At 42.0% G+C, this 25,713-nt stretch carries 22 protein-coding genes and 1 tRNA gene; 3 read left to right on the top strand and 20 right to left on the bottom strand.

The features are described from left to right. Nucleotides 1-6 precede the first annotated feature (6 nt). From ID165_RS18475 to ID165_RS18505, 7 genes are all read right to left on the bottom strand, one after another. Nucleotides 7-474 (bottom strand): biopolymer transporter ExbD, encoded by a 468-nt coding sequence (locus ID165_RS18475; protein WP_192346831.1) that lies wholly within the window; start codon nt 472-474, stop codon nt 7-9. Nucleotide 475: 1 nt separating this feature from the next. Then, nucleotides 476-1,105, bottom strand: a complete 630-nt coding sequence (locus ID165_RS18480; protein WP_192346833.1) for a biopolymer transporter ExbD — start codon at nt 1,103-1,105, stop codon at nt 476-478. Between the two features lies 1 nt (nt 1,106). Beyond that, nucleotides 1,107-1,436, bottom strand: a complete 330-nt coding sequence (locus tag ID165_RS18485) for a hypothetical protein (protein WP_192346835.1) — start codon at nt 1,434-1,436, stop codon at nt 1,107-1,109. Between the two features lie 56 nt (nt 1,437-1,492). Beyond that, nucleotides 1,493-2,299 (bottom strand): MotA/TolQ/ExbB proton channel family protein, encoded by an 807-nt coding sequence (locus ID165_RS18490; RefSeq protein WP_192346836.1) that lies wholly within the window; start codon nt 2,297-2,299, stop codon nt 1,493-1,495. A 653-nt stretch (nt 2,300-2,952) separates the two neighbouring features. Next, nucleotides 2,953-4,545 (bottom strand): glycoside hydrolase, encoded by a 1,593-nt coding sequence (locus tag ID165_RS18495; RefSeq protein WP_225586827.1) that lies wholly within the window; start codon nt 4,543-4,545, stop codon nt 2,953-2,955. 192 nt (nt 4,546-4,737) lie between these two features. After that, nucleotides 4,738-6,435: a RagB/SusD family nutrient uptake outer membrane protein gene (locus tag ID165_RS18500; protein WP_192346837.1), complete on the bottom strand. Its 1,698-nt coding sequence runs from the start codon at nt 6,433-6,435 to the stop codon at nt 4,738-4,740. A gap of 11 nt (nt 6,436-6,446) precedes the next feature. Further along, nucleotides 6,447-9,560 carry a TonB-dependent receptor gene (locus tag ID165_RS18505; RefSeq protein ID WP_192346838.1) on the bottom strand — a complete coding sequence of 1,038 codons (3,114 nt, stop codon included), beginning with the start codon at nt 9,558-9,560 and terminating at the stop codon, nt 6,447-6,449. Between the two features lie 201 nt (nt 9,561-9,761). Between ID165_RS18505 and ID165_RS18510 the strand changes: the two genes are divergently transcribed. Then, nucleotides 9,762-13,832, top strand: coding sequence for a hybrid sensor histidine kinase/response regulator transcription factor (locus tag ID165_RS18510; protein ID WP_192346839.1), 4,071 nt, complete (start codon nt 9,762-9,764; stop codon nt 13,830-13,832). Nucleotides 13,833-14,089: 257 nt separating this feature from the next. Here ID165_RS18510 and ID165_RS18515 read toward each other — a convergent pair whose 3' ends face one another. From ID165_RS18515 to ID165_RS18560, 10 genes are all read right to left on the bottom strand, one after another. Then, nucleotides 14,090-15,613, bottom strand: coding sequence for a hypothetical protein (locus ID165_RS18515; protein WP_192346840.1), 1,524 nt, complete (start codon nt 15,611-15,613; stop codon nt 14,090-14,092). Nucleotides 15,614-15,670: 57 nt separating this feature from the next. Beyond that, entirely contained in the window at nt 15,671-15,850 is a 180-nt protein-coding gene (locus ID165_RS18520; protein WP_192346841.1) for a hypothetical protein, read from the bottom strand. 257 nt (nt 15,851-16,107) lie between these two features. Continuing rightward, nucleotides 16,108-16,192: transfer RNA gene (locus ID165_RS18525), tRNA-Ser, on the bottom strand. A gap of 123 nt (nt 16,193-16,315) precedes the next feature. Continuing rightward, complete coding sequence (locus ID165_RS18530) at nt 16,316-17,383, bottom strand: asparaginase (protein ID WP_192346842.1); 1,068 nt, start codon at nt 17,381-17,383, stop codon at nt 16,316-16,318. Further along, nucleotides 17,380-18,156 (bottom strand): TatD family hydrolase, encoded by a 777-nt coding sequence (locus tag ID165_RS18535; RefSeq protein WP_192346844.1) that lies wholly within the window; start codon nt 18,154-18,156, stop codon nt 17,380-17,382. The genes ID165_RS18530 and ID165_RS18535 overlap by 4 nt, the downstream gene beginning before the upstream one ends. Continuing rightward, nucleotides 18,153-19,262, bottom strand: coding sequence for a glycosyltransferase family 2 protein (locus ID165_RS18540; RefSeq protein ID WP_192346846.1), 1,110 nt, complete (start codon nt 19,260-19,262; stop codon nt 18,153-18,155). Before ID165_RS18540 ends, ID165_RS18535 begins: the two co-directional genes overlap by 4 nt. Beyond that, nucleotides 19,259-19,885, bottom strand: a complete 627-nt coding sequence (locus tag ID165_RS18545; protein ID WP_192346848.1) for a polysaccharide deacetylase family protein — start codon at nt 19,883-19,885, stop codon at nt 19,259-19,261. The genes ID165_RS18540 and ID165_RS18545 overlap by 4 nt, the downstream gene beginning before the upstream one ends. 1 nt (nt 19,886) lies before the next feature. Beyond that, nucleotides 19,887-21,098 (bottom strand): PP2C family protein-serine/threonine phosphatase, encoded by a 1,212-nt coding sequence (locus tag ID165_RS18550; protein WP_192346850.1) that lies wholly within the window; start codon nt 21,096-21,098, stop codon nt 19,887-19,889. 2 nt (nt 21,099-21,100) lie between these two features. After that, entirely contained in the window at nt 21,101-21,352 is a 252-nt protein-coding gene (locus ID165_RS18555; RefSeq protein ID WP_192346852.1) for a hypothetical protein, read from the bottom strand. A 34-nt stretch (nt 21,353-21,386) separates the two neighbouring features. Then, nucleotides 21,387-22,487: a glycosyltransferase gene (locus ID165_RS18560; protein ID WP_192346854.1), complete on the bottom strand. Its 1,101-nt coding sequence runs from the start codon at nt 22,485-22,487 to the stop codon at nt 21,387-21,389. Between the two features lie 21 nt (nt 22,488-22,508). On the opposite strand from ID165_RS18560, the gene ruvC reads away from it, so the two are divergent. Beyond that, the gene (ruvC, locus tag ID165_RS18565) at nt 22,509-23,084 is read left to right on the top strand and encodes a crossover junction endodeoxyribonuclease RuvC (RefSeq protein ID WP_192346856.1); all 576 of its coding nucleotides are present in this window, start codon (nt 22,509-22,511) and stop codon (nt 23,082-23,084) included. 73 nt (nt 23,085-23,157) lie between these two features. Here ruvC and ID165_RS18570 read toward each other — a convergent pair whose 3' ends face one another. Next, on the bottom strand, nt 23,158-23,712 hold the full coding sequence (locus ID165_RS18570) for a porin family protein (protein ID WP_192346858.1): 555 nt from the start codon (nt 23,710-23,712) through the stop codon (nt 23,158-23,160). 176 nt (nt 23,713-23,888) lie between these two features. On the opposite strand from ID165_RS18570, the gene ID165_RS18575 reads away from it, so the two are divergent. Continuing rightward, nucleotides 23,889-24,452, top strand: coding sequence for a Crp/Fnr family transcriptional regulator (locus ID165_RS18575; RefSeq protein ID WP_192346860.1), 564 nt, complete (start codon nt 23,889-23,891; stop codon nt 24,450-24,452). Nucleotides 24,453-24,529: 77 nt separating this feature from the next. Here ID165_RS18575 and ID165_RS18580 read toward each other — a convergent pair whose 3' ends face one another. Both ID165_RS18580 and ID165_RS18585 read right to left on the bottom strand, forming a co-directional pair. Continuing rightward, nucleotides 24,530-25,069, bottom strand: a complete 540-nt coding sequence (locus ID165_RS18580; RefSeq protein ID WP_192346862.1) for a hypothetical protein — start codon at nt 25,067-25,069, stop codon at nt 24,530-24,532. A gap of 77 nt (nt 25,070-25,146) precedes the next feature. Further along, nucleotides 25,147-25,635, bottom strand: a complete 489-nt coding sequence (locus ID165_RS18585; RefSeq protein WP_192346864.1) for a hypothetical protein — start codon at nt 25,633-25,635, stop codon at nt 25,147-25,149. Between the last annotated feature and the right edge of the window lie 78 nt (nt 25,636-25,713).

The following is a 25,713-nucleotide window of genomic DNA, read 5'->3' on the forward strand; positions in this document are numbered from 1 at the left end:
ATAGAATTAATCATTACCTGCTGCTTTTCCAATAGAAGCATAAAGAACTCTACGCGCATCTGCTTCTCTCAATTCATTCTGAACATCAGAGATAGGCCCCATTTTCACATCCCGATCCACCTTCATGGAAATGGTAATTCCCGGACGATCTGATTCAGGAAGCATATCACGCTCTTGGTTTACCCACTGAACAATTTCAGGAGTCCCCAAAAGAGCATCATTGGCCTGAATTCTTGGTTCCGTTCCGTAAAGTGCAGTGTTCTTAGGTTTACCTATAAAAAGGTAAGAAATAAGAGACTTTTTCTGAAGCTTTTGAAGCTGTGTAGCTGCAGGAATCTTCTGCTCAACCAGCAACTCCTGTTCTCTCAACACGGTACTAACCATGAAGAAAAAGAGTAGCATAAAGATAATATCCGGCAAAGCAGATGTATTTATACCTACCTCAGCTTTTGTTTTCTTTCCAAATTTCGCCATATCAACTACCTATTTTATCAGGTTCTGCAATTGAAATCGCCATTGGCAATCCCTCTTTACCTTTATCTATAAGACTTTGCTCTGCATCGTTCTTTCCCGTAAGTGCTCTATACTCATCAGTGGAAAGATTTACCCGCTCGGCATAGATATCAAAGTATGCCTTCTTGGCCAAATCAAAAACCTCAAGATACATCTCATAGCTTGTACCTCTGTTAGTCTTGATAGAGACAACTGCTTCGCCTGGATCATCAGATGACTCGGGATCTCTGGCTGACAAAGCTTTCAAAGATGCCGGAAGAGAATTATAAAGAGCTGAACCCTCTTCATCGGGTGATCCAAAATTAAGAATAAAGGTTTTAATCCTTTCATCCAATCCATCTGTATCAGCATACTCTCCTTCTACCAACAATTGATCGTTGGCATTGATAAGAATGGTAAAGATATTTCTTTCATTCAAATCAATTTCCGGAGGAGGATTGTTCGGATCCAGCTTAGGAGGAAGGACATTCAAGATCCCCTTATCCGAGGCGATCGTAGTGGTGACAAGATAGAAGATCAGCAGCAGGAAAGCAATATCCGCCATAGAGCCTGCATTGACCTCCGTACTCATTCTTTTTTTCTTCGTTGCCATATTACTTTATCGCTTTTGTCACTTCTGTCAAAACAATGCTCACAAGAGCAAAGATTGCAAGAATGTATGTGGTGATAAGCATTCCCCCTACCAACTGAGATCCCTCAGGAGTCAAATTGAAAGGAGAAGCTTCAAATTTAGGAAGCACCTCATTGCCGGAAATCGAATAAGCAATGAAGAACAACACAACTATACCGACAATTCCAGCTGCAGTTTTAAGCAAGCTTTTTGGATCATCCAAAGACTTGATCAATGGCATAAATATAGCCACTACAGCTCCAACTGCGATTAGGAGATAACTTCCGTATAATAAGATGTCATAAGTATCCATAATGTAGTTTTTTCTTTGAGGTTAACGTTTTATTAAGGTTCGACAAATTTGACGGCTTATTTGCCAGTCAACTTGTGCTTAACCAAGATGTCAACCAATGATATAGAAGCGTCTTCCATGTCATTAACCAAAGAATCAATTTTAGCTACACAATAGTTGTAGAACAACTGAAGGATAATTGCTACGATCAGACCGGCTACTGTGGTCAAAAGGGCGATTTTGATACCACCTGCTACCAGAGAAGGAGAGATATCACCTGCTGCTTCGATAGAGTCAAATGCACCGATCATACCGATTACTGTACCCATGAAACCCAACATCGGAGCCAATGAGATGAAGAGGGCGATCCAAATCAATCCCTTTTCCAATCTACCCATTTCTACCGAACCGTAGGAAATAATAGACTTCTCTACCATTTCGATTCCTTCTGAGTATCTCATCAACCCTTGAGTAAAGATAGAAGCTACTGGGCCTTTGGTGTTTTTAGTAACATCCTTAGCTGCTTCCACTCCGCCTGATTCAAGAGCATCCTCAACTTTGATCAACAATTTCTTCGTGTTGGTCGTAGAAAGGTTCAGGGTGATGATTCTTTCCAAAGCCACAGCAAGACCCAAGATCAAACAGATCAATACGGGGGTCATGTAAAGAGGATCTCCTTCGATGAATTTCTCCTTTACTACTTGGTGAAAGCTTAGCTCCTCTTCGACGATTTCATCATCTACAATGGTGGGAGATGCAGCAGGTTCAACTGCCGCCGGTGTTGTTTCTTCTTGTGCTACAGAATCTTCTGCCTCTTGTGCGTTAGCAAAAGCAGGTGCAAATAGAATGCCTGCAAGCATGAACAAAGTGATTAACTTTCTCATAATGTGGATTTTAAATAGACTTTTGATAAAGGTTAAATGGTTTCTACTCTAGAATCGAGTTTTAAAGTTATCATTTTTTAAATTCAAAAAACAACCGACTCTTTTAGAATTTTGCGAAAAATCATGCTTAAATCTTAGTAATAAGCATGCTTTTACACGAGCGGACGTATTTCCTTTTACATTTAAAAAAACACGTATCTCCAAAACTCGACGGTAAGGTTCTTATTTTTTCCCAGAAAGAAAAATTAAAATACCCAAGAGATCCGAGCTTTTTTGTTTTTTGACGGAATGTGCTGATTAGTTGGTCTTTACAAATTGAAAGAATATAAGCCCATTCTTCATTCCTTGTATAATTCATCGAGTGAAATTGTAAAAAGCCAAGAATTTTTGAATATATCTCCCCTTGGAAATTAACAAAGTTTAATTCTTTACGAGTTTTAATTTAATGTTTTGAGGACTATTTCAACAAAGAAACTTGTAAAAACAAAAAGGGTGGGATTTCATACTTTTAGAAAATTGCTATCCAATCAGACCGACTATGACGTAGAAACCTGCAAAACATTTAAACATGACCTGTGCTTGTGAATATAATTTAGAAGAAAAGCCAAGGAAAACCATTATTCCTGACTTTTATAATTTGATTACTATGAATATTATTTCCCAATCACTACCGTGACAATGGATCTGGCCGGAACAGTAACATCACTAATCCCTGCATCCATACGTACCGACTCCAGACTCAACTCATTTGATGTAATGTATAGTCCAGTAACGGGGGAAGAAACTCCGTCATCTGAAAAATCGGCTTTCACATCCTTAATTCCGGAATTCACGAGTACCAGTATCACTTCCTTATGATTTTCAGATTGATAAGCAGAAACCAGCAATTCAGGTCTTTGTTGCTTTTGATTATTGATCTCCACGGCAATACGCTGATAGCCTGGACGGATAAACCTGCTGTAATTACCCAACCCCCAGAGCATTTTGCTTTCGTAGAAATCACCGTCTCCTTTTTCCTTATCTATATAGATCAAACCATCTTTATAATTATAAGGCGAAATGGCTAACCACCAATGCCACGCGCTGGCATCGGACACCGTAAGATCATTGTGGATCACTCTAGCCATATACAGCGCGGGATCAATACCAAGGTCTCTTCCACTGCCGTTTATTTCACCTGCATTGTCACCCAAAATACAGTATTCGCTCATCCAATACCGCAAGCCTTCTACCGTTTTAAGCGCTGAATTAAGAGCCGTACGCTGCTGCACAGCCGATTCGTACGGAGAAGTGGTAAAATAACTATGCGCTGAAATTGTGCGGCTCAGGTGCTTCAAATCCCCAATGAAATTGGAGGATTCGGGATTGAAAAAATCCGTAATCTGCTCACCTCTCCCCTCCTTATCCGCTTGCTCGTAGAGGTAATTGATTTTTCCGGCCTCAGCTAAATCTATCTTTGTAGTCAAATTATTTTTAGCCAATGCATGATCTACCGCTTTGGCAATTTCGGCTATTTCACTGTTCCGGAAGGGCGTTCCTTCCTGGCCTCCATCAGACCAATCCCATTGTGGCTCGTTGACCGGGCTTACATAGTCTACCTGAAGTCCCTTTTCACCAAGTCCCTTGATGACCTCGGCGAGGTAGTCACCAAAGGCTACATAGTTGCCTTCGGAAAGATTAGACTTGCCTTGATCGGCAAATGCCTTTCCCGTAGTGGTCATAGTCACAGGAGGGCTATTAGGGAAAACCAGCAATTTCCCCACCCCAAATTCCTGCGCAGCTTTGGCAAGCCAAACTTGACCGGCCTGCTTACTCCAGTCGTATGATCCATCAGGAGACAAAAAAGATTCTGCTCTCCTCCACTCATCAGAAATACCGCTTTGCTCTCCTTGCTCAGCACTTCCAGCCCCAATATTAAATCTCCACAACGACAACCCTATTCCCTTGGGCTTTCCATTTGAATCAAACTCTTTACTAAAAAGCAGCTCGGCGATTGCATTTTTCCTTTGATCGGGCCAAAGCCCTACAAATTGCCCTGACCAAGCGTCCGAAGCACCAAAGTGTTCAATTACTTGGTAAGTCCGGTTCCGGATTACATTTATCTTTACAGTATCTCCAGTATCTCCAGTATCTGTAGCTACTTGTTTTTCCTGACCGGAGCTCTGGCAGGCATAGAGAAGTGTACTAGTCAAAAAAAGAAAAGCCTTAAAAAAGAATCTTCCCTCTATCATTTTTCTACTTATCATAGTCTTAAGGTTTAAGAAAAGAGGCCATCTCATAATCAGTTTTTCTTGTCATCTAAGCAGCCAGTCTGCCGAAGGCATGAAAGCCAAAGCCTTTTATTAGATACTATTTAAGCCCATTTCGACTTCCTGACCTCAGGGAGATGGGTGCTCAATACGACAATATTGATTGATGAAACAGCCTCTTTAGAAATTCTAGTACCCCGGGTTTTGCACCAGTTGATTATTCGAAGCCAATATTTCGGATCTTGGTATCGGCAGCCAATAATTTTGCGGCTGGAACATTTTACCGCTCAGTGAAACCTTTCTGGTGTAAGTGAGGCTACCATCACCTTCTTTCACAATTTCAATCCCATACGCAGGTGTGTTTTCCACTTCGTCAGCAGTCATCCATCTGCGCACATCATAATAGCGATGCTCCTCAAAAGCCAGTTCGATTCTTCGCTCATGATGAATTCTTTCTCTCATCTCGGCCTGACTCAGCCCAGTCGGCAAAGGAGGCATCGCTACCCCTGTTCTACTTCTGATAGAATTGATCGCATCATATACGCTCACATCCGGCCCTACCGCCTCATTCTGGGCCTCAGCATAGTTCAATAAGATCTCAGCATAGCGGAAGTAAATCCAGTTTTGAGTTCCTGCCACTTCCCATGGATTCTGTATAGGCAGGTCTTCATTGATGAATTTCCTTAAATAATACCCAGTCTTGCTGGTATTCCAGTTAGAAGGGCCACCTTGGCTATCCCTTCCATTAGGAAGGAAAGTCTCTACTTCTCTATCCCTATATGGAGCTCCATTGTAGAGAATACTCTCATAAAATCTAGGATCCCTATTTTCATAAGGTGTACTGGCCTGCTCCTCATTATCCCAGCTGAACGGCGTACCATCCATCATTTCATAATCGTCGATTAGGTTTTGAAGTGGCACGTTACCTCCCCAGCCATCATATCCGTTTGGTCCGTTTGCGATTTCCAGTGCCGTATGTCGTGCATTGATATTATAATACCTTGCAAAAATAATTTCAGAGTTGCTCTGAGGAGTCAAAAACAATTCCCCATAGCCACTTTGATACAGGCTGTACTGACCTAGATCCATCACTGCCTTTGCAGCTTGCGCAGCTTTCTGCCATTTCTGAGTGTCATTGCCTCCATCGTTGTAAAGTGGACTGGCTGCATAAAGCAATAGCCGCGACTTCAGCGCAAGTGCAGCGCCTTTTGTAGCTCTTCCTTCTAGCCAAGCGCCACTGTTGGTCTGCGGTAAAACTGCCGCTGCATCATCCAATTGCTGAATGGTGTACTCTATAGCCTCTTCTTTTGGAATCCGCTCATAATATGACGGATCAGTGAAATCGTCTCCCAGTTGAGCCACATTATCTCCCATAAAAACAACATCCCCGTAGTTTTTGATCAGGTCAAAGTATCGGAAAGCCCGGATGAACTTGAGCTCGGCAATCAGCAAATCCTTACCGGACTGGCTCATTTCCAGTTCGCCTATGTTTGCCAAAGCATAATTACACTCTCGGATACTTCTATAAGATCTTCCCCAGATCGTTCCGGCTATCCCGGTATTCTGTGGTGAAAGCTGGCCTTGCTGGATAAACCAAGTATTGTCATCATTGTTATAAATAGATTCATCTGTAAGCGAGCTCCACATGGCGTACTCAAAACCACGCCCAAAGCCGGGCAGGTTTCCGTCCCCCTCTTTATCTGTCAATCTTACCCCTAAGTATCGATTGATCACGTAGGCTTCAAATAAAGTTGAATCTGAGAGGATCGAAGCATCAGAAACCCTATCTGTGGGCACAACGTCCAGAAAATCCTCTTGACAGCCAACCAGCAAAAATCCGATCAGCGCAAGCCCCATAAAGGGTTTGAAAATAATATTAGTAGTCATTTTGGTCGGGTTTAGAATTGAATGTTTACACCAAGATTGATGATTTTTTGCTGCGGGTAGAACTGTCCGCTTTCACTCGACCCCTCAGGATCAAAATCTTTCACTCCCGTGAGTGTAAATAGATTGAAGGCATTTGCATAAATCTTCAAATTGCTGATTGACAGTTTTTCCAATATCGGTTGCGGCACGTTGTAACCAATCTGTATATTCTTTAATCTGACAAAGCTGGCGTCGTTCAACCAGAAATTGTTGCGGTACAAACCTCCACTGACCGCTGAAGAAGCGCGCTCACTCACCCGTGGATAAGAGCCATCTGTGTTGTTGGGAGAATATCTATTGTCTGCCCAGCTACTGTAAAAATTACCCACAGTCCCTGATTCAGGCAACACATACTGGCTGACCTGCGACTGTCCGGAAATAACTGCCGCGAAATCCCAGTTTTTCCATGCCGCATTCAAGGTCATACCAAAGGTGATCTGCGGGATATTACCGTATTTCGTCCTGATCATATCATCTGCATCGATCTCTCCGTCACCGTTGAAATCCTCATAAATCAAATCTCCCACCATTGCTCCGGGTACATGAGGCGTGCTGTCCAACTGCTCTTGGCTTCTGAAAATACCGATTGCATTATAAAGCAAATAGGTGTTCATCGGATTGCCCGTCTGCCGCTGATAATCCAGTACTCCTGCTGCTTCATCTATGTAAACTATCTCATTTTTGGCGTAGGTGAAGTTCCCAGACACTCCGAAGCTGAAATTCCCTTCATGCTGATATCCTACGGTCGACTCAAAGCCACGGCTTTTCACCTCTCCGATATTTTCCGCCGGAACCAATGATTGATAATCATCACTTCCATCATCATAAGGATTTACAATCCCGGAAGATCCCGGAATAGAGGCATTTCTTATTGTCAGAATTTTACTTCTGTCTTGTTGGAAATAGATGAATTCGGTAGTGAATTTCTTCAGCCAGATTGCATTGAATCCTATATCGGTCTTTGTAGCCACTTCCCAGGTAATATTTGGGTTGGCAAGGCGGGTAAGATCTATCCCTGTAGTTACCTCATTGCCCAGTAAGTAGCGGTTGTTAAAGGAATAATTATCAAAATACTGGAACTGGCCGACATTGTCATTACCAAGCTTTCCATAAGAAGCTCTGAATTTCAAATCATCAAAGAAGCCCACCTTATCTCTAAACCAGCCTTCTTCTGAGATTCTATAGCCGACAGAAAGTGAGGGGAAATATCCGTACCTGCTATCAGAAGGAAAATTGGACGAACCGTCCACTCTCATCTGAAACTCCGCCAGGTACTTCTCATTATAGTTATAAGCTAATTTACTTAAGTAACTTTTTCTTGTGTAGTTATAGCTGCTGCCCCAGTTATCGTAATCCGATGCAGCTGCTCCGCCTTGGGAAAGCTCGGGAGTTTCGGCAGTAGGGAAATGAAGTCTTGAAGCTCCCATTCTATGAGACCTGTTCTCACTCTGCTCGTATCCTACAAAAGCATCTATGAAATGGTCACCAATATATTTCCTGAAGTTCAATCTGATATTGGATACCATCATAGACTGGGAATAATGCTCCTCAGAAAGTGTGGGCTGCTGATCTGGCCCTCCACCCACTACGATTGGATTATAAGAATCGGCGGTACGGTCATAGTTGTATAAGGTATAGGGCGTACTGAAGTTTCTGGATCGCTCTGAGCTTTCGTCCACCGAGAAAAAGCCTTCTGCTGAAAGTCCTTCCAAAAATCCAAACTCATATTTTCCCCTAAGGATACCATTGAATATATAGCGGGGATTATGATTAAATCCACCCTGATCCGTCGCCATGATTACCGGGTTGGAATTTTCTATTCCGGAAGACGGAAGGCCATTTGGATAAACTGCCGCCGCTGTCGGATAGGCTCTATAAATCGAACGGAAAATATCTCCTGCCCCGGACGTGGGGAATTGCCTATCCTCTTTTCTTCCTGATAGAGATAAGCCGACAGTCAGTCTTTCAGTGATATCTGCATCCACATTGGATCTAAAGCTGTATTGATCATAGCGTGTCGCCCCGTCTTTATACAATCCGTCTTGTCCAGTTTTACCCAAAGACAAGAAATAAGTCACATTGTCCGAACCACCTCTGATGCTCAGGTCATGCTGACTTTGCAGTGCAGTATTGTTCAGCGCAGCGGCCGCCCAGTCTGTATTTGGGTAATTAACAGGATCGGATCCATTTTGAAACAGGCTCAGCTCATCATTACTATACACCTGATTCATTCCTCCCTGCGGATTGTTATAAAAGGCTATTTCATTTCTGATCTGACCATATGTGTTGGCATCTGCCATTTCAGGCAATCTTGTCGGGGAAGAAAATCCCTGATTGAAGCTGTACGAAATCACCGGCTTGCCGGATTTGCCACGCTTTGTCGTCACCAAGATTACGCCATTGGCAGCTCTGGAACCGTAGATAGCAGCTGATGCATCCTTTAAAACTGAGATGCTTTCAATATCATTGGGGTTCAGTCGCTCCAAGCCACCTATCTGTCCCGGTACACCGTCCACTACCACCAGTACATCGTTATTTCCTGTAGTCGCCAGACCACGGATGCTGATACTGGATCCATCGTATCCCGGTTCACCGCCTCTGTTATTGGCGATAAGTCCCGAAAATCTTCCTGAAAGTGAGTTGGAAATGTTTGGCTGGGGGCTGTTCTGAATATCTCTTCCCTCCACTTGGGAGACAGAGCCCGTTAGCGTAGCTTTCTTCTGCTCACCATACCCTACCACGACTACCTCATTGAGGGATTGCTCGTCCGGTGCCAGTTGTACGGTAATAATACTTTCTCCAGGCTGTATTACTCGCTCAAGGGTAGCATACCCTATAAATGAGACACTTAACGTAGCATTTTCTGTAGGGGCAAATGACAACGTGAAATTGCCATCCAAATCCGTCACGGCACCTGTAGTAGTGCCCTTCAACAACACGGAAGCTCCGGGGAGTCCCGTTCCTGTTTCGTCAAGCACTTGGCCTGAAATTTTTTGTTGACCAAATACATTGGGCACACTGCACATCATTAGTAGCATGAATGACATACAATACAGCCATGCCTTGGCTGGTAATTGTGTTAGCATGTTTTTTTAGGTTTGTTGTTAACTATAAATAAGTCCAGTGACTGCATGAAAAAAACCACTCAGTCACTGCAACAATGTTCAAAAAAATACGGGTGGGATTAGGGACGTAAATCAGCAATTTATGGGGTATAAAACGGGCAAAAGTCCACCATTTAGAATAATACTGGTTTTTTTCATTACATTTTTCGTGATTGTGAGCTGATGAGACCCTTAGTAATAACCTTTCTGCTTCTCTGGATTTCCGCGATTGGAAATGCGCAAAACCTTAATTCAAGATCTGAATTTGCAGATCAAAATCACCTTACATTTTACTTGCTCGATGTAGAAAATGGGCTTTCCAACAACTACATCAATCATATTGAGCAGGATTCTCTGGGCTTTATCTGGATAGCCACTATCGACGGGCTAAACCGCTACGATGGCCACGACTTTCAAATCTACAGAAAAAGCAATCTCAATCCGCAGACAGGACCGGCGGCCAATTATATAGAGCATTTGGAAATAGGGCAAGGCCAAAAGCTCTTACTTGCCACTTATAAAGGAGTAAGCGAATATGATCCTAAGGTGGATTCTTTCACCCATTTCGAAGGTTCTGCCCAAAATTCAATCAGCTACATAATCAATCAGCCAAATGGCAGGCAAATCATTGCCAATTATGAAGGCGGGGTCGCCATCACAAAGGGGGACAGTATTGTTGCATTCTTTCTCCATTCCCCCGAGGATCCCAACTCCCTTTCATCCTCGCGCATTTCTTCTTTGTCCTTACAAGGCGACTCGGTACTTTGGGTGGGGCATTTTGACAATGGCTTGGATAAAATTGATTTGCGCAAAAAAACAGTCACTGCATTGGCCAACTCAAATCCGGCTTTCCCTAAAAATATCAATACACTTTATACAGATGAAACCGGAAATCTATGGACCGGCTCAACCAATGGTGCCAGGGTCATTACCACCTCCGCTGATACCTTACAAATCAACCCCTCAGATATTCCCGGAAAAGGATTAAGTGATGGGAATATTCTCTGTTTTGAAAAAGGTCCGGAGGGCAATCTATGGATCGGTACCCGAAACGGCGGGTTAAATATCCTGAATTCAATTCAATTCCTGAAAAATCAAACGTTACAACTTAAGTGGTTTCTGCCGGCACAAGACGGATCCAGTGTATTCAACAGAACCGTGTCTTCTCTGAAACTCGCGGATGACGGCTATATGTGGATAGGAACCAGTACAGGGTTGAACTTCGTAAATCCTTCTGGAGATCCGGTAAAACTTATCAGCAGAAATTTATCCAAGGAACACACAATTTCCCACGACAGAATCGGGTCAATCGCAGAGAGCAAAGATGGGAGTATCTGGATTGGAACCGATGGCGGTGGACTAGACCATTATTTCCCCAAGACAGAAATAATCCGACATTTCGAACATGACCCCGGCAGTGCCCAAAGTCTTTCAAACAACTACATCATTTCCCTTCTAGAGGACAGCAAAAATAATCTATGGGTGGGTACGTATCAGGGAGGACTGAATTTATTGAACACTTCCACCGGAAACAGCAAACATTATCTTCAGGAAAGCCAAGAAAAAGGCAATGATGTCAGGGTCATCTTCGAGGGTAAAAATGGACAGATCTGGGTAGGCACCAACCGGGGTGGACTGTATCGCTACCACCCTCCGATAGACAATTTTGACTATGTCAAGCTACTCGGCAAAATAGACATCCGCGATATTGCAGAGGATGAGTTGGGTAATCTCTGGCTGGCAACTTACGGTGATGGGATCATCAGATACAATTACCTCACTGGAGAGCAAGAACTTTTCAACGAGAAAACCATTCCTGGCTTGCCGGTGGAAGTAGTCTTTGCCATAGAGATCCTCGACAATGGAGATGTACTGGCAGGAAGCAGGTATGAGGGCCTGATCAGATTAAATCCCCAAAGTAGAGAATTCACACTATTCACTGAGGAAAACGGGCTCAGCAATAATTCCATCAACAGCCTAGCAAAGGGAAAAGACGGAAAAATATGGCTGGGCACCTATCGCGGCATCAGCTATTTCGATCCCAATACAAATACTGTCGGCAATCTCAACTCAATCAATAACATACAGCTCAGCGAATTCAATATCGGCGCATCTTTAGTTACTGCTTCAGGAGATGTGTACCTAGGCGGAAATAAAGGAATCAATGTTTTCAGTCCCGAAACCTTAGAGAGCCAATTGGTCAGTTACCCTCTTATTTTTACCGACTTAAGGCTTATGAACAAGAAGGTCCCGGTAAACTCCATTACCGAGGGTTTTCACTTGGACCAAAGCCTACCCTACCTCAAGCAACTCAACCTTACCCATAAACAGCGTTTGATTTCCCTAGATTTTGTAGCGCTGAAATTCCCCCAAGGAAAGGATATAAACTATGCCTACAAACTAGAGCCTTTTCATAGCCAATGGATAGAAACTAACCAGACAGGCACCGTCAACCTCAGCAATATCCCTCCGGGGAACTATACGCTGAAAGTCAAGGCAATTTCGGGGACAACAGCCATATCGGAAAACCAACTGAAGCTCATCATTTCTCCTCCCTTCTGGAAAACCTGGCCTGCATATTTCATCTATATCGTCCTGATCGTAACAGTGATCGGGGCGGGAATGAGGTATTACGCAGAAAGACTAAAGCTCAAAAGCTCCCTTCTTTTCGAGAAAAAACAACGCATGTTGGAGCATGAGCTCAATGAAGAGCGCGTTCAGTTTTTTACGGGATTTTCTCATGAGTTGAAAACCCCATTGACACTAATTCTGGCTCCATTGGATGAGCTCCTGCTGGAAATCAAAAACTCAAAGCACCTTAAAGGTCTTAAGTTGATTCAAAAGAATGCGAAGTATCTGCACGAGATGATCTCCAAATTGCTGGAATTTAGAAATGCCGAGCTTGATGTCAACGAATTGAATCTAAAATCCCAGCCAATCGTCAAACCTATCAGGCAGTGGGTAGAGCAATATCAGCCTCTGGCAAAGCACAAGGGAATCAAAATCAAAAGCCGGTTACCAAAGGTAGACTTCCCCGCCGAGGTGGATCTCCAAAAGCTCCATATTATTTTCAATAACCTTTTGTCGAATGCACTTAAGTATTGTAGGGACAAGGATCTAATCATAGTTTCGCTAGAGGAGAAGGAGCGTGATTTTGAATTATTGGTGAGCGACAATGGTCCCGGAATTCCCTTGGAGGATCAAAGCAGGATTTTCAACTGGTACTATCAGAGTGGCGAAAACGCTAAAGAGCAGGGTGACGGAATCGGACTGGCATTGACCAAAAGGCTGGTAGAAGATCACCAAGGCAATATCAATGTAGTCAGTACTCCGGGAAATGGCAGTACTTTTTCTATTGTAATTCCCAAAAAAGCCAATACGTTCGAAATGGTTTTGTCGGATAGGCCCGACAGTAATGAATGGATACCTGAGCAGGATCCCGTACAACTGGAATCTACAGTCAACTTCGATCTCAATGAAACCAAAGAAGTGCTTCTGATTATAGATGATAATCCTCAGATTCTTGAATACCTGAACTACTCACTCAGTGGAGAATATGATCTGATTTTTGCCAAGAATGGTCAGGAGGGACTTGAGAAAGCAACCCGGTTTATACCTGATCTGATTATATCAGATGTTATGATGCCGGAGAAAAACGGTATTGATTTGTGCGGAATTTTAAAAGAAAACCATAGTACCACCCATATTCCCGTGATTTTGCTTTCTGCCAAAGACAACACCGACAGTATCACTTTAGGCTTTGGAAAAGGCGCAGACGATTACATTACAAAACCTTTCAAAGGGGAGATTCTAAAATCCAGAATAAGAAACCTGCTGGATGCAAAAATCCGGATGCGCTCGTATTATCTCGGCAAAAGCATCCAAAGTACCGGACTGACCTCCACTGAGAAAAGTGCCATCAGCAAGGAAAAATCATTTTTGAAGGAGCTGGAAGGACATATCTTGGCAGGGATCTCCCAGCAGACAACCGATGTAGATACCATCTCCCAAGCCATGGGAATGAGCAGAACCTCACTTTTCAGAAAATTGAAAGCCCTTACCGGCCAAAATATCAACCAGTACGTACGCACCGTCAAAGTGGCAAAAGCCGCCTCCCTGATAAAAGAAGAGAATCTGGGGGTTGCCCAGGCAGCCTATGAAGTAGGTTTCACCAGCACAAAATATTTCAGAAAGCTATTTAAAGAGCAGTTCGGCTACCTTCCTTCAGAGGTGAATGAGGCAGAAAAGGAGTAGAAAGAAGAAATTTTATAAAGTATGGAACCGCTTTTGGATTAGTAATTAGAACTGATCTTAATAACCATATTCCATTTTCTCTCCGCTAAAAACTAACCATCAATTTTTTTAGACAGTTAGCATTTTACTATTAGAGAGGAAGGAAAACGAATCCATACCCAAATAACTAAAAAAAACAAAATCACCTTTTCACTCTTAATTTCAGTTTCTTTGGATTGATATTATTTCTTTTCCTCCTATATGATTTAAATGAGCTTTTAAGCTATAGATGTTGGATTTTTCAACTGAGAGGAGATGAAATCGTAGTAGCTTTCAGTAGCCGCATGTTTAAAAAGACTTTTCAACAATTCATGATTCCCTTCAAGAAACTCATGAAGCTTATCACGGATTTCAGGTTCCAAGTAGCATATAACATCTTCCCCAAACATCCCATTATTCACATTTGTAGCATCGAAAGTAAATTCAATAACCTTAAAATCAGCTATATAGCAAGACGCAATCCAAAGATATTTTGGCATACTATTTATAAGTCTGCTCAGAATTTCATCTCTGTCTAAATTTGAAGTTTTTAATCCATTTTTGAAATTTTCGCTATAATCTATTTGAATATTCCATACCAAATCAGCAACTATATTACCATTAAAAAAAAGTGTTAAAATTGTATCCAAACCAAGTACAATAACCTCAATATCTTCGTAAGAAATTCTAACTTTTGGATAAATCGGAACTACAATATTTGTAACATATGTAGGTGGCTTTCCAGAAGCAAACGTTGTCCAGGGAGTTTCAATTTCAAAATCATTTAAAAAATCAATCCTCGCAAATGGCCCCCACTGATCATCATGGGCATAAAATTTTTCAATATTGCTAGCAAGCCAACTAACATCAGTCGTTGGCGGTATTAATTTGGGAGCGGATTGTTTAAATCCTGAGACAGCAATAGCATGCAACCCATATCCGCCATTATTGGGAACACTGATTACAAAAATCAATGGAATACCAACTGGAGAATATGCATTTAAAATTTTTTTCATGTAGAGCCCCGTAATACAATTCCTTAGTATATTACCATGTATATCTCTAACCTGATAATCAGCCTGCTTAACTTCAGAAACTAAACCTGAATTAAAGATTGCCTGACAAATTTGAAGTAAATTTAGACCTTTATTAGGGAAGAGCCTGCTACCATCTGGGGAAACATTATCAGCATCTTTAGTTATCTGACTTGGTGACTTTAATACCGTATGAAAATCAATTGAAGCCTTATTTAACATCGACCAAATTGCTGTGGTCGCACAGGCTGCCAGCACACTATCTTGTTCTTGAAATGCCAGAGACGCAATTCTTACCTTGTTTCCAAATAAATGAATTTCATATTCTCGAACTCCCCAAAAGTTTCTGGATTCAAAAGCCATACCTGATTCATACGTCTTTAACACCGTATACCCTATGAATTTAGTGGGGATAGGCTTAACTACAACAAATCCCAAGTATTTGCTCCAAAACTCCTCATTTCTAGATTCATTTTCAGTTATAATTCCCTGGAATGTTTCAAGATCAAATTCATTAGAGAAAAAATGAACCCTATTACAAAACTTAGGGTATTTTTCGAAACAAAAAGCGTAGTAAGAGGCATAATCCTGAAGAAAATCTTTGCTAACATAATCTTCCTCAACAACTATAGTCCTAGCCTTTAACCCCCCATCACCTAAATATCCTTTAAAATAAATAAAGTGGTTTTTGCTAGAAACCACTTTAGAACTAGTAAAATCATTAGACAATACATTCAGAGAGATTCTCTTCTGTATAAGGTACAACTTTTGGCATCTAGTTTAATTTTAGAGCTGAACAACCATCCTAAGCCCTCTTTGGTCGACCTCTTTCTGTTTCAACACTTCAGCCTGCTTTTCCTTTGTTTCAGATATAATTCTACTAACAAAGGCATCTGCTTCCTGAAGTTTTTTAACCGCAAGGTTTGCTTCACGAGTTAGAATCTGAGAACCGCTTATCTTGTTCATAATTATGAATTTTTGCTGTTAGACACTATTACACGGGTATAAAAATCGTTTTAATATAGGAAATATTTCCATATGTTGTTCCCATTATTTCATCACACCACTTAGTAAGAATTTAAACGGGAATTTACTACTGAAAGATTTTCATACTTTATCAAAGTCAAAACCTGTACCATTTGGATAGAATTCACATCCCGTTTACCCCCCTAGAAAAATAAAGCCCTAACTTTTGATATACTAATGGTTAGGGCTTTTAAATGTAGAGAGGAAGGGATTCGAACCCTCGATACCTTGCAGTATACACGCTTTCCAAGCGTGCGCCTTCAGCCACTCGGCCACCTCTCTAGCTTGTTTTCCGACTCAATACCCCGAATCGGAGTGCAAAGAAAATTATTATTAATGCCGTTTCCAAATAATAGCGGAAAATAGCCGATGAAATTATGTTTAATCCGGACTATGCATTAGGATTTAAGCACTCATCTCCCCTGCCAATGGGACCTTCAGCTTCTCTATAATATCTGAATGGTTATTTTCTTGGCCTAGTAAAAACATCAGTTTAGTCACTGCGGCTTCGGTAGTCATATCTGTTCCGCTGATCACTCCCACATTCAGCAATTCCTTGCTGGTCTCATAGCGGCCCTGAATCACCCGTCCCCCATTACATTGGGACACATTTAGGATAATTATGCCTTTCTTAATCGCTTTCTGTAGCGAATTCATAAACCATTCTTCGCTGGGACTATTTCCCGAGCCGTAGGTTTCCAACACAATTGCCTTTAATCCTTTAATGTCAAGAATAGAATCTATTACATTTTGAGTAATTCCGGGGAATAGTTTGAGAATAAGCACATTGTTGTCAAGTGAATTTCTATTCACCAATTTTTTATGCGACTCCAAAGGCCGTATTGCCTGCGTATTATAATCAATCACAATTCCCGACTCTGCCAGAGGAGGGTAATTCTCAGATTCAAATGCATCAAAATGCACACTCTGTACTTTTTTGGAGCGATTGCCTCTTAGCAGAAGGTGATTAAAGAAAATACACACTTCTGGCACTATCGGCTCTCCATTGATCTTTGCTGTGGCGATTTCCAAGGAAGTCATTAGATTTTCACGTGCATCGGAGCGCATTGCAGAGATCGGCAGCTGCGCTCCTGTGAATATCACGGGTTTGTTTAGCCCCTGAAGCATATAGCTGAGCATAGAAGCCGAATACGCCATGGTATCTGTGCCATGAAGTACCACAAACCCATCATAGCTGTCGTAGTTTTCATAGATAATATAGGCCATGTCTTTCCAGTGGCTCATGGAGACATTGGAAGAATCAATCGGCTCCGGAAAGGATATTACCGTAATGGCTATATCCATGGTATAGAGAATGGGGATTTTCTCCAGAATCTGACCGAAGTTAAACGGTACAAGCGCACCGCTGTCATCGTAGGCCATCCCTAAGGTACCACCGGTATATATGATAAGCACCGAAGAGGTTTTGCTGGTGCGAAGTGCCGTATTTAATCGTACTATTTTATAATTCATGATCCAATTTCACTGAATAGGTTAAGGGCGTTTTGTTTTGTTTTGAGAGCTACTTCCTCCTTCGAAATCCCGAGATAATCTCCGATTTTTTCTGCAATAATCGGCAAATAAGCAGGAGAGTTCCTTTTCCCCCTAAATGGTACCGGAGCCAGGTATGGAGCGTCGGTTTCCAAAACCAAATGATCAAGGCTGATTTCGGGAATAACCTGATCCAACCCTCCGTTTTTGAAGGTCGCTACTCCACCGATCCCAAGTAGAAAGCCCATGCCAATAATCTGCCGGGCCTGATCTGCGGTTCCGGTAAAACAGTGAAATATTCCTCTCAATTTACCGTCATGCTCTTCATTCACTATCGCTATGGTCTCATCCATAGAAACTCTACAATGCAATACTATGGGCAGACCTCTCTGTTTAGCCCAATTGATCTGGATTTTCAAGGCTTCTTTTTGCTGCTCAAAAAATGTCTTATCCCAATACAAATCCAGTCCGATTTCTCCCACCGCTGCAAACTGTCGCTTATTCAGCCAGTCTTCCATAATCGCCAACTGCTCCTGAAAATCTTCCTTGACATCACAGGGGTGCAAACCCATCATGGGGATGCATAGTCCCGGATATTTCTCCTCGCAAGCCAACATTGCCTCTATCGTTTCCACGTCCACATTAGGCATGTAAACCCGCTCTATGCCCGCCTCTCTGATAGCCTGGATTACCTGATCCCTATCGGAATCAAACTTGGAAGAATAAATATGTGCGTGCGTCTCTATGTAGTTCATGGGTATATTCTGGATTTCCACTTTGTATTGGAAGGCCAAAAATAGTAAAGAATAGTAAGGACGGTAGTATGAAGATTATAAAAATCGAAAAGCAGAAGAGATAAGCCGTTGATTTTCACGCCTGCTTTACGGGAAAACAATCTTAAAAACATACCCTGCAGTAGCATTTTGATTAATCCCAATAGCAAGCCTATGGGCGGAAACAGTACTATCAAACCAATGAGACAAACAAAATAGCCAATCTGGAGTCCCAAAATCAACTTCCAATAAAAAGGCAAAGTCATCACCCCACCCATCCAGCGTTTTCGCTGATCCAGCAGATCCGGGAAACTTGCTTCGGGCTTTGTCATTGCCAGCATCCCCCTGCTCACTTTGTGGACGATGGTGAATCCTTCCCGCTGAATGGATCTGGAAATTTCAAGGTCTTCGGTGAGACAAAAAGGCAAGTTTTTAAAACCTCCTGATTGCTTATATGCCTCCCTGCTGATTACCATATTATTGCCAAGCCCGGTCGTCTGAATCCCCAGGTCAGTTGCCACTTTGACAAATCCCAAAGTCAGCCACCAGTCAATCTCTTGGAATTTCTCCATCCATCGATTTGCTTTCACCTGAGTTATCCCGATCACCAACCCCACATTTCCGGCAAATGCATCCACCCCTTCCCGGATCCAATCGGGACTTACCTCGCAATCTGCATCTGTAAAAAAGTAGTATTTACCTGTAGCCTTTTCTTCCAAAATAGCTAAAGCATTTGCCTTGCCGTTTTTATTAAACATCCCGCTTTGCGAAGTAACAATAGTTACTAATTGTCGATTTATTTCCCGGGCGCACCAATCCTTTAAGACCTCAGCAGTGCGGTCATTACTCTGATCATCCGCAAATAGAAATTGAATACTCTCAGATGGATAATCCAACAACTCGAAGGACCTTAATAGCTTATGAATATCTCTTTCCTCATTTCTGGCAGCTACGAGAACGGATACAAACGGAAGCTGTGCTGTCAGGTAATCCTTATGATTTTTCCAAAAAAGCTTAACACGAATTATCGCTACAATAAACTGAACCAGAATCAGCCCTACTATCCCGATGCAAAACCAGAATATCATAATACACCTGTTTTCCAGCCCATATGCTGAATATAATCAAGGTATGGAGGCAAAATCTTTGGTATAACTTCCTTGGTCTTCAGCTGATCATGAAATACCGCAATAGTGCCATCACTGGTGTATTTTTTAGCATTTTTCAAAATGCCTTCTGGTTTCATGCTTTGATCGTAGTCACCCGAAAGCATGCTCCACATCACAATCTGATGTAATTTGGAAACCTCCACAGCTTGGCTGGATTTAATCAATCCATAAGGCGGTCTAAACAACTTTGTTTTGAGGCCTAACAAATCGCCCAGCGCTTGATCACAACGCTCAATATTCTTAAAATAGGCAGAATTTTCAGTCTTCCATCCATTCAGATGGTTGAACGTATGGTTACCGAGTTTGTGGCCTTCACTGAGGATTTCGTGAGCAAGCTCAGGGTTCTTGCGCACATTATCTCCTACTACAAAAAAAGTGGCTTTCTGATTTCTTTTGGCCAGTTCTCCCAACACATAGTCTGTAACTCCGGGTACGGGACCGTCGTCAAAAGTCAGGTAAACGGTGTTTTCTCCAGCACCTTTAGCCCAAAGTCTTTTTGGGAAAAACCACTGAAAAAGAACAGGCACAGTATGTAAAATCATATCATTGAAACCTTAAACTCAACAGAGTCAGATCATCACGTAAGGGCACATTCTTCGAAAACTCATTGATTTTCTTCAAGAATTTTCGATGAAAATCATCCGGATCCAAGCTATAATGCTTATCTATAAATTTCTCCAGACGTTCCTCTCCGTATTCTTCTTCGAATGGGTTCATGGCTTCAGTCAGCCCATCGGTATAAAGATGGAGTGAAAAGTCTCCGAGGTGCTCACGCTTACCTATCTCCAAAAATGGAAGTTCATCAAAAGCCCCTAGTATAGTGGTTCCTGCATGGAGTCTCTCGCATTTCCCCGTTTCTCCCCTGCATAGCAACGGAGGATTATGCCCGGCATTTACATAGTTAAGTTCCCGGGTTCTAAAATTGAAATGTCCCAGAAAAAAAGTAATAAACCGCTCCCCATGTGTATTTTCATACAACGTGTAATTCAGCTGCTTTACGATCATTTCAAGATCCGCATCGCTACGCAAAAGTGTACGCAATGCTGCCTGAAAATTTGACATCAGCAAGGCTGCCGAAATCCCCTTGCCCGATACATCTGCTATACAGAAGTAAACTTCATCTTCGGATTTTCGGATAAGATCGTAATAATCTCCCCCCACCATACTATGTGGCAAGTAGGTCACCTTTGCCTTGAGTTCCGTCTCTATAGGAAGTTCCGCAGGGAAAAGCATCTGCTGTACCTGTGACGCAATAGCAACTTCCCTGTTTAATATTTCCTGCTCCAGCTGCTTTCTGGCAAAGCGCTTGTTCTCTAATGCCACCACCAGAATATTTGTCAATGCTTGGGTGAAATTCAGATCCAGTTCCAAACTTTGATCTTTTCTCCGCAAAAAGAGGATAGCAAGCATCTTATCCTTATGATAAACCGGCAGGTATGTTTCCAGTTCTTCAAAAGAATATTCTTCCTCCAATTCCAACCGAAGTTCCCCCGTGGATTTCTCATCCATCACCTGGTTTGCAGAGATCAACATCGGGACATTCCCCTTCACTCCGTGCGAAATTTTATTCTCAAAAGCCCCTTCCTTAGCTACATAGAGTATAAGAGATTTGATATTTAGATGCACTAAGCAAGTAAACTTGAAAATATTGAGTAAAACCGCTTCAGACTGATTTTCATTAATAGCCTGTGTGATCTCCAGCAGAGATTTCAGTTGCAGTTCCTTCCTTTGGAATTTATGTGTTTCTGTGGTCAATTTTAAAGTGTATTATGTGCCATGAGACCATTTTTTGTCGCCAAAAAATACAAGTCCTTACCTTCTTTCATGATGTCCACAGTTCCAAATCTCTCTGTGTCCGGATCGTTCAGACATTTGATATACCCTTGAGAGAAAAGAGATTGCAATGTTTTCAACAACAATTCCTCCTCCCAATCCAGGGTTTCTACAAGATACCCGTAGGGCTGGACGAAATAAAGCTCGTCCATCAAGTCAAATTCCTCTTCGTTCATGATTCAAATTTTCAGATTCTAAATTAACACTTCTCTAGTTCTCCCTGCCTTTCCACGTGAATTTTCCGTCCAATGTCCTTATCCCAACCCATAAGACATAGAACGGATGTACAAGCGAAGTCTTGAGTATAGAGATATTATTCTGTTTGCAGCCCAACACTTCTAAAATTCCACCTAAACTAATTTTTTCTGCCACTCCCTTTAAAAGCCAAACTACCCCAAAGGTCAGAATTCCTTTTCCTCCCAGAAAGATCAACGAAAAACTACCAATCCATATCAATTGAACAATAAACGCCCCTAGGGCGGATATAGCATGAGAAAGAGAAAAATGTGCTTTCCACTTACCTGCCCAGCGGATACGCTGGTTGATCAAATCCCGCCAAGTAAGCTCAGGATTTGTCTTGACCAAGCTCTCTGATGAAGACAGGTAGCCCGTCGCCCCCTGACCATAAAACTTATGGATTTTTTTCAAAAGAAATTCATCGTCTCCCGAAGCAAACTCATGATTCCCTTCGTATCCGCACACTTTCTCAAAAGCTTCTTTTCTATACGCCAAATTTGCCCCACTGCACATGAGTGGCTTATTTTTGGAAAAAGAGTAGCTAGTTATCAACAAGATACCCGCCCAATCCAAAGATTGGAATATATCCAAAAACCTGCCCTTGTCCTCTACCATCACAGCTGCCGCTACTAAGTGAATTTTAGTATCCTGAAATGGAGAAACCATTCTTTCAATCCATAATTCAGGAAAGAAACAATCAGCGTCAGAGCATAGGATGATTTCACCGGAGGCCATTTTTACACCGTATTCCACTGCCTTTTTCTTCCCGAAAGCCGGACTTTCAAGAATTTTCACATACCAAAGTTCCCCAAGCCCCTCTTTTAAAAGCTGTAATGATCCGTCCTCCGAGTGGTCATCTACCAGAAGTATTTCAAGTTGTGGATATCGGAGCTTCTTCAGATTTAAAATCAAACTCGGGATATTTTCCTTCTCATTCCGAAAAGGGATAAGGAGCGTAACATTTAGCCTAAATGACTGTGCTATAGAAGTATTCTGTTCTTTCACCCAAAACCTACTCATCCACCACAGTAATGTGAGGTAACTCAGAGACCAGATCAGATAAAAACTTAGCATGTTTTGGGCTAACTTGCGGAGGTGAGCAAAGAACAAGAAAAAGCCCCAAAGGAAAAAATCATCCTAGGTATAGATCCCGGCACCAACGTGATGGGTTATGGGGTGATTTTGACAGAGGGCAAAAAATACAAAATTCTCCAATATGGCGTAATTCATCTGAAAAAGTATGAATCGCACGAATTGAAACTCAAGAAAATTTTTGAACGAATTACCGGGATTTTAGAGGAATTTATGCCTGACTGCGTAGCCTTGGAAGCACCCTTTTTTGGAGTGAACGTGCAATCCATGCTCAAACTCGGCCGAGCCCAAGGGGTAGCGATGGCAGCAGCTTTGGCAAGAGACATACCGATCACTGAATACTCTCCCAAAAAAGTAAAACAGTCTGTAACCGGAAATGGAAACGCATCGAAAGAGCAAGTTGCTGCTATGCTTCAGACACTTTTCAATCTGACTGAGTTGCCAAAAATGCTGGATGCTACCGATGCATTGGCCGTAGCACTTTGCCATCATTTCCACGAAGGAAGAATTCAGACGAAAGGAAGAAATGCGGGGTGGAAATCATTTATAGAAGAAAATCCGGATCGGTTGAAAAAATAAATGAAGCTGCCCTATGGCTAATCTAGCTAAGGACAGCTCCTTTTGGTTTAGTGCTCATGAAGTACAAAATCACTTAGAAATCATATCCCAAAGATATTTTCAACACGTTATTCTTGACATTCACCTCGTAGTAATTAGCGCTCACAAGCCCGAGATCATAACTTACCTGAGCATTCAACCCCAGTGGTAAATTAGCACCAACGCCTACCACACCTGTTATATCATATTTTCTGATAGGATCAGTGGTCGTGATGCTACTTCCATCTACATATTCAAGTTTTCTGGAAACCAACAAAGAGGCTTGTGGGCCGGCAAAGACATTCAGGTAAGGCAGAAGATTAACACGAACCAGTGCTGGAATATCCACATAATTCAACCTTTCTTTATCCGCAGCCGGCGTACCTGTATCTCCAACCCGCTTGTGCCCTTTTTGGGAAAACTGAAGTCCGGGCTCTATTGCCAGAAATCCCAAATCTATTTTGTAATACGCCCCTGCATGAAATCCCGCAATAGCATCGGTTTCAAAATCAGTGAAATTTGCGCTACTGAAACCTGCCCGTACTCCAAATTGTGCCTGAGCTGCACCGAAGAAACCGAGCGCAAAGACTAGTACCAAAAGTTTTTTCATAAAATAGTAATTAATAGTGTGATAGGTTTATAGAATGTACTGATTTGAAGATCAAAAGCCAGGCTATTACCAATGCTCTGATGCGTCCTGATAGTCCTACTTTTAAATTAACTGAACAAAACTAAGACAGAATCATTATTTTAAGTTAATTACCGTAAATTTTTAGCAACGAATATATGGAAAATTTCTTAAGCCTGCTCAGCAAATTCCCTACTACAAGTGATGAAGCGAAGCGGGCTTTCGCAAGTCACCTTGATGAATTTGAAGTGGAAAAGGGTTTCCTGCTCGAAAAAGAAGGGCAAATAAGCAATTATCTGTATTTCGTAGCAGTGGGTTCGGCCAGAAGTTATTACATCCGCGAAAATAGGGACATCACAGTTTCTTTCACTTTGGACGAGGAATTTGTAACAGCGATGCACTCATTTATCACGCGAAAACCATCGTACGAAAACATTGAAACGATGGAAAAAAGCAAAATTTTCAAAATCTCCTATGAAAATCTCCAAGCCTGCTTCATTGACTTCCCGGAACTGGAGCGAGCCTACCGTATGATTTTGGAGCAGTATTATATCGTGCTCGAAGAGCAGCGCATCTTCACAAAATTCAAAACTGCCAAGGAAAGGTACCTCGAACTGATGCGATACCGGCCAAAGGTAATCCACAAGGCATCTGTAGGTCAGATCGCTTCTTTTTTGGATATGACTATCGAAACTCTTAGCAGGATAAGGGCTAGGATCTGACATCCACCTCGTGAAAATCCGCCGGTAAAGTATGCCTAAAATCAGGCTTCTTTCTCTTCTAAGTCACAATAAACATTTCAAGACCCACTTCCCTTAAACTGGTCCTCCTTATAAGAGAACAGCACGTTGAACGTAGTCAGTGAACCATAGGCTCTCGTTATGTATTGCTGAAGATGAACACGGTCCTCATCATCGAGTTTAGGATGGTTGTTGATATTTTGCTCCAATACACGGAGCTTTTCCCGTACCATCACGATTTTGTGAAAAAAAGTCGCCATCGGAATTTCCTTGGACTGCAATGTATCGTCATTAGGTTCGAAGACTACAGTACCACCCATCCATTTTCCTCCCAGAGGTACAATCGGAGCCCTTTCGGAAGTTTGAATCAAAGCCTCTCGAATTGCCTTTTCCACATCCTTCATCGTGAGCATGGGAAAATCCGGAACCTTTGCGTCATCCACTGCAAACCCTTCATAATCTCTTGCGAGCATTTTTACTTCTTCTGTTGCGTAAAAATAGATCTTATAATACGTCTCATCCAAGGATAGAATCATCCCGGTTCCGAATTTAGGATGAATCAATTTGCTTCCGGGAGCTAGTTCGCTTGCTTGTGCCATTTCTAAAAAAAAGAATTACACAGCCAAAATAAAGAATTTTACCAAAAAGGGAAGCCAATCAGCCCCCCTTTATTACACTAGTTTCTCAGTTCATTTATCTTCTGGGACCATTTCTGAGCCAGTTCCCACTCGTTGATCAAATAGTTACTTTTCTCCTCGTCATAGATTTCGACCTCCAAGGGTTTATTCTGCTCATTAAACTGATCTAGCACTAGCATCACCTTCTGAATGATTTGCCTCTTTTCTTTTCCTTCCTTCACTTCTCGGTATTGTCTGGCCGGCTTACAGAGCCGGATTTGCCCAAGGTCTATTTTCTGAACCGGATTATTCGTTTCCAGCAAATTCAGAAACAGCAGCTGGTTATTTTTCTGATCCAAGCCCATGCAATAAGCTTCGCGCCAGGTTTCAAAATCACTAATTTTTAGATGGTCTGCCCGCATCTCTGCCTTGAGCCGTTCTTTTAGCAGATTGCCTTTGCTCTTTTGTCTGAAATGATTAAGAATTAATGGTAGGCAAACCAGACCAGTCAATGCCACCGTTACGATTATTAATGTTAGTTCACTCATTTGTATGGATTGATAAAATGGAATATCATTCCTGCCTGGCTTATAAAAGCCAGAAGGATTTAGCAATGTCAAATTGAA

This window comes from Algoriphagus sp. Y33, assembly GCF_014838715.1.
Lineage (GTDB): Bacteria > Bacteroidota > Bacteroidia > Cytophagales > Cyclobacteriaceae > Algoriphagus.

Bases quoted from the DNA above. Each gene is read 5' to 3' on its own strand.
- ID165_RS18475 (WP_192346831.1), bottom strand. From the start codon at position 474: ATGGCGAAATTTGGAAAGAAAACAAAAGCTGAGGTAGGTATAAATACA.
- ID165_RS18480 (WP_192346833.1), bottom strand. From the start codon at position 1,105: ATGGCAACGAAGAAAAAAAGAATGAGTACGGAGGTCAATGCAGGCTCT.
- ID165_RS18485 (WP_192346835.1), bottom strand. From the start codon at position 1,436: ATGGATACTTATGACATCTTATTATACGGAAGTTATCTCCTAATCGCA.
- ID165_RS18490 (WP_192346836.1), bottom strand. From the start codon at position 2,299: ATGAGAAAGTTAATCACTTTGTTCATGCTTGCAGGCATTCTATTTGCA.
- ID165_RS18495 (WP_225586827.1), bottom strand. From the start codon at position 4,545: ATGATAAGTAGAAAAATGATAGAGGGAAGATTCTTTTTTAAGGCTTTT.
- ID165_RS18500 (WP_192346837.1), bottom strand. From the start codon at position 6,435: ATGACTACTAATATTATTTTCAAACCCTTTATGGGGCTTGCGCTGATC.
- ID165_RS18505 (WP_192346838.1), bottom strand. From the start codon at position 9,560: ATGCTAACACAATTACCAGCCAAGGCATGGCTGTATTGTATGTCATTC.
- ID165_RS18510 (WP_192346839.1), top strand. From the start codon at position 9,762: ATGAGACCCTTAGTAATAACCTTTCTGCTTCTCTGGATTTCCGCGATT.
- ID165_RS18520 (WP_192346841.1), bottom strand. From the start codon at position 15,850: ATGAACAAGATAAGCGGTTCTCAGATTCTAACTCGTGAAGCAAACCTT.
- ID165_RS18530 (WP_192346842.1), bottom strand. From the start codon at position 17,383: ATGAATTATAAAATAGTACGATTAAATACGGCACTTCGCACCAGCAAA.
- ID165_RS18535 (WP_192346844.1), bottom strand. From the start codon at position 18,156: ATGAACTACATAGAGACGCACGCACATATTTATTCTTCCAAGTTTGAT.
- ID165_RS18540 (WP_192346846.1), bottom strand. From the start codon at position 19,262: ATGATATTCTGGTTTTGCATCGGGATAGTAGGGCTGATTCTGGTTCAG.
- ID165_RS18545 (WP_192346848.1), bottom strand. From the start codon at position 19,885: ATGATTTTACATACTGTGCCTGTTCTTTTTCAGTGGTTTTTCCCAAAA.
- ID165_RS18555 (WP_192346852.1), bottom strand. From the start codon at position 21,352: ATGAACGAAGAGGAATTTGACTTGATGGACGAGCTTTATTTCGTCCAG.
- ID165_RS18560 (WP_192346854.1), bottom strand. From the start codon at position 22,487: ATGCTAAGTTTTTATCTGATCTGGTCTCTGAGTTACCTCACATTACTG.
- ID165_RS18570 (WP_192346858.1), bottom strand. From the start codon at position 23,712: ATGAAAAAACTTTTGGTACTAGTCTTTGCGCTCGGTTTCTTCGGTGCA.
- ID165_RS18575 (WP_192346860.1), top strand. From the start codon at position 23,889: ATGGAAAATTTCTTAAGCCTGCTCAGCAAATTCCCTACTACAAGTGAT.
- ID165_RS18580 (WP_192346862.1), bottom strand. From the start codon at position 25,069: ATGGCACAAGCAAGCGAACTAGCTCCCGGAAGCAAATTGATTCATCCT.
- ID165_RS18585 (WP_192346864.1), bottom strand. From the start codon at position 25,635: ATGAGTGAACTAACATTAATAATCGTAACGGTGGCATTGACTGGTCTG.